Genomic DNA, 14,980 nt, shown 5'->3' on the forward strand with positions numbered 1-14,980 from the left:
GGACGAGACATACTTCCCCGGTAGCCATCGTAGGCGGTTCCATCACCAGACACAGCCACCTGACGCCGCCGGAGCGGCGTGCTCCGAATACTTCCCCATAAGCGGTTAAACCGGGCCTGAGGTTCCCCCGATGTTCGAGGCAGCCCAGCCATCAGGTAGAAAACGGGGTATGGCACAGGCACACCAAGGCAGCCACGCGGGAAGCGCCAAATCCTGGCTGGCCGTCACCACCATCCTCATCGGCTTCACCATCGGCGGTGTGGCGCTCACCCTCGGCCCCAACTGGACGCTCGTCTGGGTCGGCGTCGGGATCTGCGTGGTCGGCGGGCTGCTCGCGCTCGCCTTCGACATCTTCTCGGACGTCATCGTCGACGCGCCCAGGGAGATGGCGGTGGAGGAGCACCACTCCGCGCTGGAGCGGCGGCACTGATGAACCGTGCGGGCCGTGTCGCCGACCGGCGCCGGCCCCCTCGGGAGAACCTCCGTACGGTTTTCGTCGGTCACGGCATCTAGCATCGCGGCTGTGACCGATCTGAGCATTGACCTGACGGCCGACGAGGCCCGCCGGATCGTCCTGCGGGCCCAGGGTCTCCTCGGCTCCACCGCGCGCGACGGCGGTGTGCCCGGCTTCCTGCGCCGCGTCGGAGCCGTCCAGCTCGACACGATCTCGGTGCTCGCCCGTTCCCACGAGCTCGTCGCCTACGCGCGGCTCGGTGCCGTCGGCAGGGCCGCGGTCGAGCGGGCCTACTGGGACGACCCGGCGCGCGCCTTCGAGTACTGGTGCCACGCCGCCTGCGTCCTGCCCATCGAGCAGTGGCCCCTCTACGGCTTCCGCCGCCGGGCCTACCGCGACCGCAGATACCGCTGGCACGAGGTGCCGCCCATCGTCGACAAGCTCCTCGACCAGGTGCGCCTTGAGGGGCCGCTGACGACCGCCGACATCGGCGGCGCCAAGAAGGGCGGCCCCTGGTGGGACTGGTCCGACTCGAAGATCGCGATCGAGTTCCTGCTCGACGTCGGCGAGGTCGTCTGCACCCGCAGGGTCGGCTGGCGCCGCGTCTACGACCTGGCCGAGCGGGCCGTCCCCGCCGCCCTCCTCGCGGAGGAGCCGTCCGACGAGGAGGGGGTGGCCGGGCTGACCGCGATCGCGGGCCGGTCCCTCGGCGTCGCCACCAGGGCCGACCTGGTGGATTTCATCCGGGTCAAGGGCAAGCACGCGGCGATGCTCGACGACGCGCTGCTCAGCGGGGCCGCCGGTCTGGTTCCCGTACGGGTCTCCGGCTGGCCGGAGGTCCGCGGCGGACGCGCGGCGCGGCCGTCCGCCGGGCCGAACGCCTGGGCCGATCCCGCCGCGCTGGAGAGCGAGCCCCGGGGCCGCCACCGCACCACCCCGCTGTCGCCGTTCGACTCGCTCGTCTGGGAGCGCGCCCGGGCCGAACGGATCTTCGGGCTGAACCACCGGCTTGAGGCGTACGTGCCGAAGGAGAAGCGCGTGCACGGCTATTTCGCGATGCCGGTGCTGGCGGGCGGGCGGATCATCGGCCGGGTCGACCCGGCCCGCGAGGGCGACACCCTGATCGCCCGGCAGGTGGGGTTCGAACCTGGCGGCAGCCGGACGAAGGCGGTGGAGGGGATGCGCGACGCGCTCCGGGAGGCCGCGAGCTGGGTCGGCTGCACGGACATCCGGGTCGAGCGGGTCGCCACGCCCGAGTTGGAGGGGGCGCTGCGGGCGGCCCTGGCGGAGTGACCCCCGCTCAGGTGATCCGGCTCAGGTGATCTCGAGCAGGCGCTCGCGTACGGCGTAGACCACGGCCTCCATCCGGGAGTGGAGCTGGAGCTTCTCCAGGATGTTGCGCACGTGGTTCTTCACGGTGTTCTCGGAGATGTACAGGTCCTTCGCGATCTCACGGTTGTTCATGCCCTTGGCGACCAGCCGGAGGACCTCCATCTCGCGATCGGTCAGCCGGGGCACCGGCAGTTGCGGCGGGCGCTCGGCCTCCTTGCGGCTCATGTTCGCGAACTCGCTGATCAGCTTGGCCGCCATGGCCGGGTTGATCAGCGACTGGCCCTCATGGACCCCGCGCACCGCGTCGGGCACCTCGTCGATCTGGACGTCCTTGAGCAGGTAGCCGGTCGCGCCGGCCTTGATCGCCTCGAACAGGTCCTCCTCTTCGTCGCTGACCGTCAGCATGATGATCCGGGTGCTCGGCACCGACTCCTTGATCTTGCGGGTGGCGCCGATGCCGTCCTGCCTCGGCATCCGGACGTCCATCAGCACCACGTCCGGCATGAGCCGGTCGGCGAGCTCCACCGCCTCGCGGCCGTCGCTCGCCTCGCCTACCACCTCGATGTCCGCCTCCGCGGCGAGCGCCAGCTCTAGGCTGCGCCGGATCAGCGCGTGATCGTCGACGATCAGGACGCGGATCGGCTCGCCGCGATTGGCTACTCGGGCCGCCTCGTCTGGTCGGGTCACGGAACCTCCTTGCGGGGGCCAAGGACGCTGGATCGCCATCATTACACGGCTTCCGGGTGAATGTGGATCTTCATCGCCGCGGCGCGCCGCTCAGCCCTCCACCAGCCGGAGTACGCCGTAGTCGTAGCCGCGCCGCCGGTAGACGACGCTCGGCTGGCCCCCTTCCTTGTCGCGGAAAAGGTAGAAGTCGTGGCCCACGAGCTCCATCTCCAGGAGCGCCTGGTCGATGGTCATGGGATCGGCCTTGTGGAACTTCTCCCGGACGACGAGCGGCCCGTCCCCGTCCATCTCGATGGGGACGATCGGCTCGACCACGTCGTCCGCGTCCTGCGACCGGCCTGCCGGCTTCGCGGCGGCCTCGGTCGCGGTCTCCGTTTCGGTCACGGCGTCGGCGGCCGGCCGCGTCTGCGGCGGCACCACCGTCCCGGCGTCCTCGGCCGCGGCGAAGGCGGCGAGCGAGGGCGGGCAGTTCTTGCCGTGATGGATCTTCTTGCGGTCGTTCAGGCGCCGCAGACGCTCCTCGAGCTTGCCGACGGCGATGTCCAGCGCGGAGAACCGGTCATCCGAGCAGGCCTCCGCCCGGATGGCGGGCCCGCGCGAGTGGATGGTCAGTTCGACCCGTTCGCGCTGGTCGCTCGCCCGGTGATTGGAATCCGTGGACACCTCCACATCCACCCGGATGAGCTTGTTGTTCAGTCGTTGGATCTTGGCCAGCTTGGTAGAGACATGGTCGCGGAACCGGTCACTGACTCCCGTGTGCCGTCCGCGGACGATGATTTCCACGCAAAGCCCCCCTTCAGACATCGACTGCTGCAGGACGCTATGAGCACCCGTCCGGCCGACCTGGTCTTCGTCCCCACATCCGCCTGCTGAGGGGTTCGCGGCTCACTCGCCACTACTGCCCTTCTCCTCTGGCGGGGGACATCTGGACCCCCGGGAGGGCAGGACTTACCTCTAAGCCGCACCGTGATCGGTCGACCAAGAGTCGCCTTACGTGGACCGTTTTGCCTGCGGCTGGCATCGGCTAGCCGGCCCGGACTCCTCAGCGGAGCCGGCCCGGCGCAACCACGGACCCGAACGGGTGCCATGTCAGCACGCTAGTCGTTGCCAGACCGAATGTCAGCCAGGAGGCCGGTAAAACGATCACTTTGCGTGAACTGGGCAGCGGTCCGCGCCCATGGAAAATCCGGGTCAGCACGGGATATCCCGGAAAGCGGCCCGCGAAGCCCGCTCCCACTGGGGAGTTTTGGCGTCGCGACGGTGGAGGCAGCCCACGCCCATCTCTGGCCACCTTGGCGGGATATTTACGGTGAGTAATGGTCGCCCATTTGAACGCCCTGGCGTGTCGCGGCGCGTCGCGCTGTGGCGGCGACGGTCGCCGCCAGGGCGACGCCGGCACCGGCCGAGCGCAGCGCCCTGGCCGCCTCCGCCAGGGTGGCGCCGGTCGTCACGACGTCGTCCACGAGCACGACCAGCGGCCCGCCCGCGAGGCCGGGAAGGCGAGGAACCGTCCCGTACGCGCCGGAGAGGTTCGCCGCGCGCTCGGCGGAGCCCAGGCCGGCCTGGTCGGCCACCCGCCTCTCCGGGCGCAGCACGGGGGCGAGCGTCGCCGTCCTGCCCCGCTCCCGCAGCCGCCTCACCGCCGCGGCGGCGACGGCGCGGACGGGGTCGTGCCCCCGCCTCCGTGTCGCGGCCTGGGCGCTCGGAACGGGCACGAGCGCCACCGGCCCGGCCCGCCCGCCGAGGGCCGCCAGCGCCGTCTCGGCCAGGGCCGCCGCCAGCACGCCGGCCAGCGCCGTCCGGCCGCGCTCCTTGTAGGCCAGGATCATGCGCCGGGCCGCCCCTTCGTACGTCGCCGCCGACCAGCACTCGGGCAGGCCCGGTGGCGGGGGCGACGGGGGGCGCGGGGCGGGGTCGCGGAGCAGCGCGCCGGCGCACGCGCGGCAGGCCGGGGAGCCCGGCTCGCCGCAACCGGCGCAGCGGGGCGGCAGGATCAGGTCGAGAAGGGCAGGCAGCATCCCTTCACCATGGCGGTGCCCGCCGGCGATCCGCCGGTCAGGCGGCGCGCCTGTGGACGACGTCAGCCCAGGGGATAGACCGGGCTGCTCGCGCCCTCCTTGGCGACCACCTGGGAGTCCTTCTTGTCGATGTCGTACTTGAGCACCGTGCCGTCCTTGTCGCCGGCCAGCACCTGGCCGGGCGCCGCGGCGATCGACTCGATCTTGGCGGTCGCGTCGAACTTGATGGCGGGGTCGGACAGCGTCGTGTCCTCCATCACCGACCAGGTGGTCAGCTCCTGGCCGTTCTTGCCCTCGGACAGCACGAGCAGGTCGGCGGCGTCACGCCAGGCGATGTCGCGGATCTTCTGGTCCTCACGCGGGTCGACCAGGGTGTACAGGCCCTGGACGCTTATCTGCCCGCCCACGCGGACCACGGTCCCGATCTTGATGCCGGGGCCCAGGCCGTCGTCGGCGACCACGGCCACCCGGGCGCCGTCTCTCGACACCCGCAGCGCCAGCACGTGCGAGGTCGCGAGCTCCTCCGGGATCGCCACCTTCTGCGGCTGCCCGCCCGCGGCCGCCCACACCCGCGTCTGCTGCAGCCCGGCCCGCTCGGCGCTCCACACCGAGTTGTAGCGGTCCCAGGACGGCGGGGTCAGGTCCTTGCCGGGGATCCACTCCCGCCACTGGCCGTCCTTCGCCATGTCGGTGACGTAGACGCCCGCGTCGGCCCCGGTCACCCGGGCGGCCACCTGGGGCCGCCCCTCGTCGCCCGACACGGCCGGATGGTCGTACTTCGTCGCCTGTCCGCCGGCCGGCCCCTGCACCGGGGCGCCGCCGCCCTTGTCGGCCTTCGCCTGGTAGAGCCGCCCGCTCTGCAGGTAGTAGCTGGGCGGGGATCCGCCGAGGACGTTCGGGTCGAACCTGGCGTAGTCGCTCGGCTTGAACCGCAGTGTGGAGTCCTGGAAGCCCTCGCCGTTCACCCGGATCTCCACGGTGCGGCCGGTCACCAGGTCGCCAAGCGTCCACACGAGCTGGGCCTTCATCGCGTCGAGGCTCTCGCTCGGCACGGTCTCGGCGGCGGCGGTCAGGTCGACCACGACCGTGTCGCCCTCGACGGTGATCCGGTTCAGATCGGTGCCGCGCGGGAAGGCCGAGGTGACCGCGCCCGCGATGTCCGACGTCGGCCCGGCGAGCAGCCGGCGGATGACGGTCTCGGCCACGCCCCGGCTCGGCTCGATCGGCACCCACACCCGGTCGACGACGAGGCCGGGATAACCGGTGGACGGCGGGAAGCACAGGTCCACCTTGCGGTAGGCGCGGCTGAGGTCGTCGGCCGACAGCAGCCGCACGTCGGGCGCCGAGTCGATCCGCCACTCGCCCTGCACCTTGACCATGCTGAACGACTGCTCCAGGGAGCCCCTGGTGCTGCGGTAGCTGCCCTGTGGGTCGATCGTGGCCACCACGGTGCCCTTGATGGACGCGACGGCGCGGGTGGCCTTCGTGAAGTCGGGCGGGCGGTCCCACTCGATCTTGCCCTCGTAGACCCTCGTCTCGCGCCACGGGTTCCACTTGGCGGCGGCGGCCGGCGTGAGGTATCGCCTGGCGATGTCGAGAGCCGGGTCGTCGAAGCTCGCCATCGCGCTCTGGAAGCCCTTCAGCACGTCCTCGGGCAGGGCTCCGGCCCGCGGCGGCGTCGCGATCATGCGGATGTACGGCTGGCTCAGCGTGTCGCGGCCGTCGATCTCCCTGGACGCCCGCGGGATGCTGCTGGTGGGCACCGTCGCGCATCCGCCGCACAGCAGGAGCATCGCCGCTCCCGCCACCGCCCGGCGCCGGCCGGCCTGAACCCGGGTCACACCGCGGACCGGCGGTTCAGCCCGCATCGGCACCCGCCTCCTCCACGCCTTCCCTGATCCGTACGACGCCCTCGGCGACGGCGCTCACCGCCGGGGTGAGGACCGGGGTGACATGACCCCGCCACGTCCGCCGCATCTCGACCTCCGGCGGCACCAGCGGCAGCGGCGACCCCTTGAGCGGGGCGCCCGCCAGCCGTGGCAGCGACAGCCGGAACTGGCTGCCCTCGCCCGGGGAGCCCCACGCCTGCAGCCAGCCGCCGTGCAGGATGGCGTCCTCCCGGGAGATCGCCAGGCCCAGCCCGGTGCCGCCGATGGTGCGGGCGCGCGAGGGGTCGGCCCGCCAGAAGCGGTCGAAGACCAGCGACTCCGTGCCCGGTTTGAGGCCCACGCCGTGGTCGCGCACGGCGACGGCCACGGCGTCGCGGTCGGCGGCCAGGGTCACCACGACGTCCCGGCCCTCGCCGTGCTCGATGGCGTTGAAGAGCAGGTTGCGCAGGATGCGCTCCACCCGCCGGCTGTCGATCTCGGCCATGCACGGCTCGCTCGGCAGGCGCAGCTCGAACCGGGTGGCCTGCCGCTCGGCCAGGGCCTCCGAGTCGCCCACGGCGCGCAGCACCACGGCGCGCATGTCAACCGACTCCAGGTCGAGCGTGGCCGCCCCCGCGTCGTAACGGCTGATCTCCAGCAGGTCGGCGAGCATCGACTCGAAGCGTTCGAGCTGGTTCTGCATGAGCTCGGCCGACCGGGCGGCCATCGGATCGAAGTCGTCGCGGCTCTCGTACAGCAGGTCGGCGGCCATCCGCACGGTCGTCAGCGGGGTGCGCAGCTCGTGGGAGACGTCGGACACGAACTGCCGCTGGACCTGCGACAGCTCCTCCAGCTGATGGATCTTCACAGCCAGGTTGGAGGCCATCTCGTTGAACGACGTCGCGAGGCGGGCGAGGTCGTCCTCGCCCCGCGCCTTGAGCCGCTCCTCCAGCCGCCCTGCCGCCAGGCGCTCGGCCGCCTGCCGCGCCAGCCGTACGGGGGTGACGACCTGGCGGGTGACCAGGGACGCGACACCGGCGAGCAGGAGCACGAGCACGGCCCCGGCGGCGATCAGCATCCGCTGCACCCAGAAGAGCGTCGTCTCCTCCTCGCCCAGCGGGAAGAGGTGGTAGATCTCGTACGTGCCGTTGACGCGGGCGCCGATGATGATGCCGTTCTCGGCCTGCCGGCTGCCCAGATAGCGCAGCGTGGCGTACTGGCGGGTCAGCGTGGGGTATTCACCCGAGGCGCGGACCTTCACCCGCATGGCGGCGGGGATGGACCGGTAGTCGATGGTCCCGGAGGCCCGTCCCTCGCCCACGGCGGCGTCGTTGAAGATGACCACGTCGTAGCGGCCGCCGGACCGGTCCGCGAGCGCCTGGGCCGCCTCGCCGACCAGGTCTCCCGACGAGATGGCGGAGCCTGCGTCAGGTGACGTGTCGGCGACCTCGGACGGCGGCGGGGTGAGGATGCCGCTCGCGGTGGCGATGTTGGCGCGGCTCTCCTCGTGCGCCGCGAGGTCGCTCGCCTGCAGCACCGATGCGATGATCGACTGCATCAGGAAGACGCCGAGGACGATCACGACGGCCATGGACAGCACGAGCGTGCTGGTCACCACCCGAAGCTGGAGCGAGCGCCGCCAGACGCGGCGCAGCCTGCCCCCCAGCCGGCGCGCGCGCCTGCGGACCCCTCGCGCGATCTGGCCAGGGGTCCTGCGGCGGCGTCTGCCCGGGGGAGCCGGCATCGTGGGGGACGCTTACGCGGGCCCGGCCTTGTAGCCGACACCGCGGACCGTGACCACGATCTCCGGGTGCTCGGGGTCCTTCTCGATCTTCGCCCGGAGCCGCTGGACGTGCACGTTGACCAGGCGGGTGTCGGCGGCGTGCCGGTAGCCCCAGACCTGCTCCAGGAGCACCTCGCGGGTGAAGACCTGGCGCGGCTTGCGGGCGAGCGCGACCAGCAGGTCGAACTCCAGCGGCGTCAGGTTGATCGTCTCGTCGCTCCGCTTGACGGAGTGACCGGCGACGTCGATCGTGATGTCGCCGATCTGGAGGATCTCCGGCGTCGGCTCGTCGGTGCGGCGCAGCCGGGCGCGGACCCGGGCGACCAGTTCCTTCGGCTTGAACGGCTTGACGATGTAGTCGTCGGCGCCGGACTCCAGGCCGAGCACCACGTCGATCGTGTCGCTCTTCGCGGTCAGCATCACGATGGGGACGCCGGACTCCGCCCGGATGCGCCGGCAGACGTCGATGCCGTCGGCCCCCGGCAGCATGAGGTCGAGGAGGACCAGGTCGGGCCGGGTGTCGCGGAAGGCGTCGAGCGCCTTGTCGCCGTCGGACACGAACGACGGCTCGAAGCCCTCTCCGCGCAAGACGATGCCGAGCATCTCGGCGAGAGCGGCGTCGTCGTCGACGACCAGCACGCGTCCTTTCATGGCCCCTCATTCGTTCTACGCGCTTGGGAGGTTTGGGCGATTGTCACAGGTTTTCCCCGAAGGCTACCGGCGGACGTCGCTTGGGTGTTACACGACCATGACAGAGGATGGAGTTTAGGCGCACGCAGGGGAGGGCGCGATTATGTGACCAGATGCGGTCACACCGGCGGGAATCCGTTGGTGCGGTCACCCTCACAGTCTGCTCTCGCACCCTGTGTTTCTGCCATCCCTCAGCCAGAGCCGGTTCGCCGCCGTCCGGTTTCGGGCGCCGGTTCGTCCCGGACGGGCGCCGGTTCATGCGGGACGGAGCCGGCCGACCGTGGCGGCGGACGCGGGACGGGCTCCCGCGCACCGCCCCGCCGGGCCGTACACCATGTCAGGATTGGGACATGACAGACGGCCCCAGACCTACCCCCGACTCCTCCCCCGGGTGGGCCGCCGAGCAGCCTCCGCCGTACGGCGGGTCCCCCGGCTCGTGGGCCTCCCCCGGCGCCGCGCCCGACGGCCCGCCGCCGCCCCCGCCGGGACCCGGGCAGGGACACGGACAGGGATACGGGCAGGGACACGGGCAGGGACACGGGCCTGGGCAGGCGTACGACCCCGCGCGGGGCGGTCAGCCCGGGGTGCCCTACCCGCAGGCCCCCGGATTTCCCGGCCCGCCCGCGCCGGGAGCCCCGCACAACCCGTATGGGCCGTACGCGCCGTATCCGCAGGCGCCCGGCTACGGACGGCCGGACTCGCCGCGACCGGGCATCATCCCGCTGCGCCCGCTCACGTTCGGCGACATCCTCGACGGCACCATCAAGCTGATCCGCTCGAACCCGCGGGCGACCCTGGGCCTCTCGGCGATCATCGCGGTGGTCACGACGATTCCGCTCGCGATCCAGCAGGCGCTCCAGTTCGCCGACATCGGTTCCACGATGGACGACCTGACCGCGGGCGCGCAGACGCCGTCGGCGCTGACCGCGTCATACCTCGGCTCTCTCATCACGCTGGTCATGTCGTTCGTCGCGACCACGGTGCTCACCGGCGTCCTCACCCGGGTGCTCGGCCGCGCCGTCTTCGGCGGGCGCATCACGGTCGGCGAGGCGTGGGCGCTCGTGCGGTCACGGGTGCCCGCACTGCTCGGCCTCGTGCTGCTGCAGCTGCTCATCCTGACGGCGCCGCTGCTGATCGTCGCGGCGGGCGTCGCGGGGCTCGCGCTGGCCGGATCGTTCGACGAGACCAGCCTGGGGGGCCTGGTCGGGCTCATGGTGCTGATCTTCGTGCTCTACCTCCCCTATCTGCTGTTCTTCCAGGCCCGGCTGGCGCTGGCCGCCCCCGCCGTCGTCCTGGAGCGCCTGGGCCCGGCGGGCGCCGTCCGCCGCTCGTGGAACCTGGTGCGCGGCGACTCCTGGCGGGTGCTGGGCATCCTGCTGGTCACCCTCGTGCTGACCAGGTTGCTCAGCGGCGTGCTCTCGATCCCGTTCTCGCTGGCCGGGAGCGTCCTGGGCGTCCTCGGCCGCGGGACGGCGGCCTCCGTCTTCGTGTCGATCCTCCTGCTCATCATCGGCAACGTCCTCGCCGCCATGATCACCCAACCCGTCCAGGCCGGGGTGAACGGCCTCCTCTACGCCGACCGGCGGATGCGGGCCGAGGCGTTCGACCTCGTGTTGCGAACCGCCGCGACCCACAACCAGTCGCAGGGATGGGTCCACGCCGGCGTGGACGACCTGTGGCACCCGTCGAACGCCGCGGGCCTCGATCCCCGCAATCCCCAGCCGTGACTCCGGCCGCGGCCCTGCTTCCGGCCCTGTTCGCGGCACTGTTCGCGGCACTGTCCGCCGTACGGCCGGGGGCTCCGCTGGTCGCGTGGCTCGCCGGGCCGGGCTCTCCGGTGGACGTCGGCCGCGAAACGGCCAGGGGCGAGGCGGCCGGTGAGCTGATCAGGGCGGGCTACCAGCAGGAACCCTTCACCGACCGGATCAGGCGGGAGCTCGCCCAGTTCCTCGGCGACCTGCTCGAAGGCCGCGGCGGCAGGCTGAGCGGTGTGATCTCCGTACTCGTGATCACACTGGTCGTGGTCGTGCTGACGGTCCTGCTCCTGTGGGTCCTGCGCCGCATGTCGCGCGATCGCGGCGACGGCGGCGACGCGGTGTTCGGCGACGGAGAGCACACCGCGGCGGAGCACCGGGCGGCCGCCGAACGGCTGGCCGCCGCGGGAAGCTGGGGCGACGCCGTCCGGGAGCGGCTGCGCGCGATAGCCCGCGACCTGGAGGAACGTGCGATCGTCACCCCGCTCCCCGGCCGCACCGCGACGGAGCTCGCCGCCGTCGCGGGCCACGTCCTGCCGGCCCACGCGGCGGACCTGAGTGCCGCGGCCCGGACGTTCGACGACGTCGTGTACGGCGGCGCACCCGGCACCCGGGAGGCGTACCTCTCCATGACGGCCCTGGACGAGCGGCTCCGCACCGCGCGCGCCACCGTGATCATCGACGGGCCTGCCGGCGGGAGCGCCGACGGAGCCGCTGGTGGGGCCGCTGGTGGGGCCGCGCGCGCCGCGGACGTGGGCGCATGACGGCGCCCGCCGTCGCCGGGCACTCGGTGCCGGTGTCGCCGACCCCGGTCGCCCTGTGGCGCCGCGCGCGGGCGGTGCTCCTCGTCGGGGTGATCGTCGTGGCCGCGGCGCTGGTCCCCGCACTGGTGTCGCACCCCCAGCCGGGACGGTACGCCGACCCGGCCGACCCGTCGCTCGACGGCTCCAGGGCCCTGGCCGCGCTGCTCACCCGGCACGGTGTCACCGTCTCCCGGGTGGACGACGCGCAGGAGGCTCTGGCCGTGGCCGGGCCGGGCACCCTCATCCTGGTCACCGAGGCCAGCGCGCTGAACCGGGCCGAGGCGGCCGATCTCGCCGCCGCCCCGTCCGACCGCCTGCTCGTCGGGCCGGTGCCCTTCCTCGACCTGCTGGCCCCCGGGGTCACGCCGAAGGAACGGGGAGTCTGGAGCCGCTCACGCCCGCCCGAGTGCGCCCTGCCGGAGGCCGTCCGCGCGGGCAGCGCCTACATGGGCGGGACGTCGTTCACCGCCCCGGCCGGCGCCACCGGCTGCTATCCCGCGCCCGGCGGCGCGCCGACCCTGGTCCGCTCCACCTCGGGCGGCCGTACGGTCACCGTGGTGGGCGACGGGGCGTACCTGACGAACCTGCGCCTGGCCGAGGACGGCAACGCCGCGCTGGCCCTCGGCCTGGCGGGGGCCCGGCCCCGGGTGGCCTGGATCGTGGCGCCGGACGAGCCGGACGAGGTGGCGGAGCCGGGCGGACCCGGCGCGCCGGACGCGCCCGACGCACCGGACGGCGACCGCACCCTGAGCGACCTCATCCCGGACGCCGTCCCCTGGGCCGTGGCGCAACTCGTCGTCGCGGTCGCCGTGGTCGCGCTGTGGCGGGGCCGCAGGCTGGGCCCGGTCGTGGTCGAGCGGCTCCCCGTGGTGGTCAGGGCGGCGGAGACCGTGGAGGGACGCGGCCGGCTGTACCGCGCCCGGCAGGCGCGCGACCGCGCGGCGCTCGCCCTGCGCGCCGCGACCGCCGAGCGGCTCAGGACGCGCCTCGGGCTCGCACGCGGCGCGCCGCCCGAGGAGGTCGCCGCCGCTGCCGCCGCGCGCATCGGCGCGGACCCGGCCCACGTGCGGGAGACCCTGTGCGGCCCGGTGCCGCCGGACGACGCCGCGCTGGTGGCCCTGGCCGGTCACCTCGACACACTGGAAAGGCAGGTTGGACACTCGTGACCACACCCGGATCCGAGGCACCGGCGCCGCCCGCGGCCGCGCAGCCCTCCCCACAGGCCGCCGCCACTGGGGCTGCCACTGGGGCCGGTGCGGAGGCCGCCAGGGAGGCGCTCGGCGCACTGCGCGCCGAGGTCGCCAAGGCAGTCGTGGGACAGGACGCGGTCGTCACCGGCCTCGTCATCGCGCTGCTGTGCCGGGGACACGTGCTGCTCGAAGGCGTGCCCGGGGTGGCCAAGACCCTGCTCGCGCGCACTCTCGCGGCCGCGCTCGACCTGGATCACAAGCGGATCCAGTTCACCCCCGACCTGATGCCGGGAGACGTCACGGGCTCCCTGGTCTTCGACTCCCGCACCGCCGAGTTCGAGTTCCGCGAGGGACCGGTCTTCACCAACCTCCTGCTCGCCGACGAGATCAACCGCACTCCGCCGAAGACGCAGGCCGCCCTGCTTGAGGCCATGGAGGAGCGCCAGGTCAGCGTCGACGGGACGGCCCGCCCGCTGCCCGACCCGTTCCTCGTCGCCGCGACGCAGAATCCCATCGAGTACGAGGGGACCTACCAGCTCCCCGAGGCCCAGCTCGACCGGTTCCTGCTGAAGCTCACCGTGCCGCTGCCGCCGCGCGAGCAGGAGATCGCCGTCCTCGAACGGCACGCCCGCGGCTTCGACCCGCGCGACCTGTCCGGCATCAGGGCCGTGGCCACGGCCGCCGACCTGGAGGCCGGCCACCGGGCGGTCCGCGGCGTGCACGTGGGCCCCGAGGTGCTCGGATATGTGGTCGACCTGGCCCGGGCCACCCGGCAGTCGCCGTCCCTGCAACTCGGCGTGTCGCCCCGGGGCGCCACCGCCCTGCTGGCCGCCGCCCGCGCCTGGGGCTGGCTGTCCGGCCGCGCGTACGTCACGCCCGACGACGTCAAGGCGCTGGCCAGGCCCGCGCTGCGGCACCGCGTGCGGCTTCGGCCGGAGGCGGAGCTGGAGGGCGCGACCCCCGACGGCATCCTGGACGGCATCCTCGCGTCCGTTCCCGTGCCCCAATGGCGCTGACCGGACGCGCCGGCCTGCTCGCCGCGCTGGGCGCCGTCGTGGTGCTGCTCGCCCCCCGGCCGGGCCTGGCCATGGCGGGCGTGGCCCTCGCCCTCACCGCGCTCGTGCTCGCCGACCTGACGCTGGCGGGCAGCGTGCGCGGCCTGCGCCTGTACCGCGACGGCGACCGGCTGGTCCGTCTCGGCGAGTCGGTCGCGATCGGGCTGGTCGTGGAGAATCCCGGCTCTCGACGCGTCAGGGGCGTGCTGCGCGACGCCTGGCCGCCGTCCGCAGGCGCCGGGCCTCGGCGGCTGTCCCTGGACGTCCCGTCCGGCGAGAGACGGCGGCTCGTGACGACCCTGACGCCCACTCGGAGGGGCGATCGGGAGGCCGTCGCCGTGACCGTCCGCGCGCTCGGGCCCCTCGGCGTCGCCGCCCGGCAGGGCACCCATCACGTGCCGTGGTCGGTGCGGGTGCTGCCTCCGTTCCTCAGCCGCAAGCACCTGCCGTCCCGGCTCGCCCGCCTGCGGGAGCTGGACGGGCGGCACCCGGCGCTGGTGCGCGGCCAGGGCACCGAGTTCGACTCGTTGCGCGAGTACGTCGTGGGTGACGACGTGCGCTCGATCGACTGGCGGGCCAGCGGCCGGCGCGGCGACGTGGTGGTGCGCACCTGGCGGCCGGAGCGCGACCGGCGGGTGCTGATCGTGCTCGACACGGGCCGCACCTCCGCCGGACGGGTGGGGACCGCCCCGTTCCCGCTGTCCGGCGCGTCCGCCGGTCCCCGTGGTGCCAACGGAACCGGCGGCGTGGACGGCGGCGGCGGCCGGGACGGCGCGGCGGGATGGCCGCGGCTGGACTGGTCCATGGACGCGGCCCTGCTGCTGGCCGCCCTCGCCTCACGGGCCGGAGACAGGGTCGACGTCCTCGCCTACGACCGCGCCGTGCGGGCCTGGCTCTCCGGGGCGGCGCGCACCGAGCTGCTGTCGTCCCTCGTCAACGTGCTGGCTCCCATCGAGCCTGAACTTGTGGAGGCCGACGCGCCCGGCATGGTCGCCGCCGTACTGGCCAGAGCCAGGCGGCGGTGCCTCGTGGTGTTGCTCACGGACCTGTCTCCCAGCGCGGTGGAGGAGGGCCTGCTGCCCGTCCTGCCGCGGCTGTCGGCCCGCCACCTCGTGCTGGTCGCGTCGGTCGCCGACCCGCGGGTGGCCGCCATGGCGTCCGGCCGGGACACGGCCGGCCAGGTGTACGACGCGGCCGCCGCCGAACGGCTCCGGGGCGAACGCCGCCGGATCACCTCGTTGCTGCGGCGGCACGGCGTGGAGGTCGTCGACGCCCTGCCCGATGACATCGCGCCGGCGCTCGCCGACGCCTATCTGGCCCTCAAGGCCGCCGGCCGCCTCTGAGTT

General features: G+C 73.3%; 13 protein-coding genes. 7 read left to right on the top strand and 6 right to left on the bottom strand.

Annotated elements, in window-relative coordinates; all coding sequences use genetic code 11:
* The first annotated feature begins 169 nt into the window (after positions 1-169).
* Together JOL79_RS19565 and JOL79_RS19570 are read left to right on the top strand one after the other, a co-directional pair.
* Positions 170-430 carry an HGxxPAAW family protein gene (locus JOL79_RS19565; RefSeq protein ID WP_210157286.1) on the top strand — a complete coding sequence of 87 codons (261 nt, stop codon included), beginning with the start codon at positions 170-172 and terminating at the stop codon, positions 428-430.
* Positions 431-523: 93 nt separating this feature from the next.
* The gene (locus JOL79_RS19570) at positions 524-1,747 is read left to right on the top strand and encodes a winged helix-turn-helix domain-containing protein (protein ID WP_307848623.1); all 1,224 of its coding nucleotides are present in this window, start codon (positions 524-526) and stop codon (positions 1,745-1,747) included.
* 21 nt (positions 1,748-1,768) lie between these two features.
* On the opposite strand, the gene JOL79_RS19575 is transcribed toward JOL79_RS19570, so the two are convergent.
* From JOL79_RS19575 to mtrA, 6 genes are all read right to left on the bottom strand, one after another.
* A complete protein-coding gene (locus tag JOL79_RS19575; protein ID WP_210157287.1) occupies positions 1,769-2,473 on the bottom strand; it encodes a response regulator in 705 nt (234 codons plus the stop codon).
* Positions 2,474-2,563: 90 nt separating this feature from the next.
* Entirely contained in the window at positions 2,564-3,256 is a 693-nt protein-coding gene (gene hpf / locus JOL79_RS19580; protein ID WP_210157288.1) for a ribosome hibernation-promoting factor, HPF/YfiA family, read from the bottom strand.
* Positions 3,257-3,777: 521 nt separating this feature from the next.
* Positions 3,778-4,491 carry a ComF family protein gene (locus tag JOL79_RS19585; protein ID WP_210157289.1) on the bottom strand — a complete coding sequence of 238 codons (714 nt, stop codon included), beginning with the start codon at positions 4,489-4,491 and terminating at the stop codon, positions 3,778-3,780.
* A gap of 62 nt (positions 4,492-4,553) precedes the next feature.
* Complete coding sequence (locus JOL79_RS19590) at positions 4,554-6,359, bottom strand: LpqB family beta-propeller domain-containing protein (protein ID WP_210157290.1); 1,806 nt, start codon at positions 6,357-6,359, stop codon at positions 4,554-4,556.
* Positions 6,349-8,103, bottom strand: a complete 1,755-nt coding sequence (mtrB, locus tag JOL79_RS19595; protein WP_210157291.1) for an MtrAB system histidine kinase MtrB — start codon at positions 8,101-8,103, stop codon at positions 6,349-6,351. Before mtrB ends, JOL79_RS19590 begins: the two co-directional genes overlap by 11 nt.
* Positions 8,104-8,115: 12 nt before the next feature.
* Positions 8,116-8,793, bottom strand: coding sequence for an MtrAB system response regulator MtrA (gene mtrA / locus JOL79_RS19600; RefSeq protein ID WP_210157292.1), 678 nt, complete (start codon positions 8,791-8,793; stop codon positions 8,116-8,118).
* A gap of 389 nt (positions 8,794-9,182) precedes the next feature.
* Between mtrA and JOL79_RS19605 the strand changes: the two genes are divergently transcribed.
* From JOL79_RS19605 to JOL79_RS19625, 5 genes are read left to right on the top strand one after another with little or no spacing between them, the layout of a single operon-like run.
* The gene (locus JOL79_RS19605; RefSeq protein WP_210157293.1) at positions 9,183-10,559 is read left to right on the top strand and encodes a DUF7847 domain-containing protein; all 1,377 of its coding nucleotides are present in this window, start codon (positions 9,183-9,185) and stop codon (positions 10,557-10,559) included.
* Positions 10,556-11,350, top strand: a complete 795-nt coding sequence (locus tag JOL79_RS19610; protein ID WP_307848624.1) for a DUF4129 domain-containing protein — start codon at positions 10,556-10,558, stop codon at positions 11,348-11,350. The genes JOL79_RS19605 and JOL79_RS19610 overlap by 4 nt, the downstream gene beginning before the upstream one ends.
* Entirely contained in the window at positions 11,347-12,555 is a 1,209-nt protein-coding gene (locus JOL79_RS19615; protein WP_210157295.1) for a DUF4350 domain-containing protein, read from the top strand. Before JOL79_RS19610 ends, JOL79_RS19615 begins: the two co-directional genes overlap by 4 nt.
* A complete protein-coding gene (locus JOL79_RS19620) occupies positions 12,552-13,595 on the top strand; it encodes an AAA family ATPase (RefSeq protein ID WP_210157296.1) in 1,044 nt (347 codons plus the stop codon). The genes JOL79_RS19615 and JOL79_RS19620 overlap by 4 nt, the downstream gene beginning before the upstream one ends.
* Positions 13,586-14,977 (top strand): DUF58 domain-containing protein, encoded by a 1,392-nt coding sequence (locus JOL79_RS19625; RefSeq protein ID WP_210157297.1) that lies wholly within the window; start codon positions 13,586-13,588, stop codon positions 14,975-14,977. The genes JOL79_RS19620 and JOL79_RS19625 overlap by 10 nt, the downstream gene beginning before the upstream one ends.
* Positions 14,978-14,980: the final 3 nt, after the last annotated feature.

This window comes from Microbispora oryzae, from assembly GCF_017896165.1.
GTDB classification, from domain to species: domain Bacteria; phylum Actinomycetota; class Actinomycetes; order Streptosporangiales; family Streptosporangiaceae; genus Microbispora; species Microbispora oryzae.

Coding starts and splice junctions, on each gene's coding strand:
- JOL79_RS19585 (WP_210157289.1), bottom strand. CDS start 4,491: ATGCTGCCTGCCCTTCTCGACCTGATCCTGCCGCCCCGCTGCGCCGGT.
- mtrA (WP_210157292.1), bottom strand. CDS start 8,793: ATGAAAGGACGCGTGCTGGTCGTCGACGACGACGCCGCTCTCGCCGAG.
- mtrB (WP_210157291.1), bottom strand. CDS start 8,103: ATGCCGGCTCCCCCGGGCAGACGCCGCCGCAGGACCCCTGGCCAGATC.
- JOL79_RS19625 (WP_210157297.1), top strand. CDS start 13,586: ATGGCGCTGACCGGACGCGCCGGCCTGCTCGCCGCGCTGGGCGCCGTC.
- JOL79_RS19615 (WP_210157295.1), top strand. CDS start 11,347: ATGACGGCGCCCGCCGTCGCCGGGCACTCGGTGCCGGTGTCGCCGACC.
- JOL79_RS19590 (WP_210157290.1), bottom strand. CDS start 6,359: ATGCGGGCTGAACCGCCGGTCCGCGGTGTGACCCGGGTTCAGGCCGGC.
- JOL79_RS19605 (WP_210157293.1), top strand. CDS start 9,183: ATGACAGACGGCCCCAGACCTACCCCCGACTCCTCCCCCGGGTGGGCC.
- JOL79_RS19565 (WP_210157286.1), top strand. CDS start 170: ATGGCACAGGCACACCAAGGCAGCCACGCGGGAAGCGCCAAATCCTGG.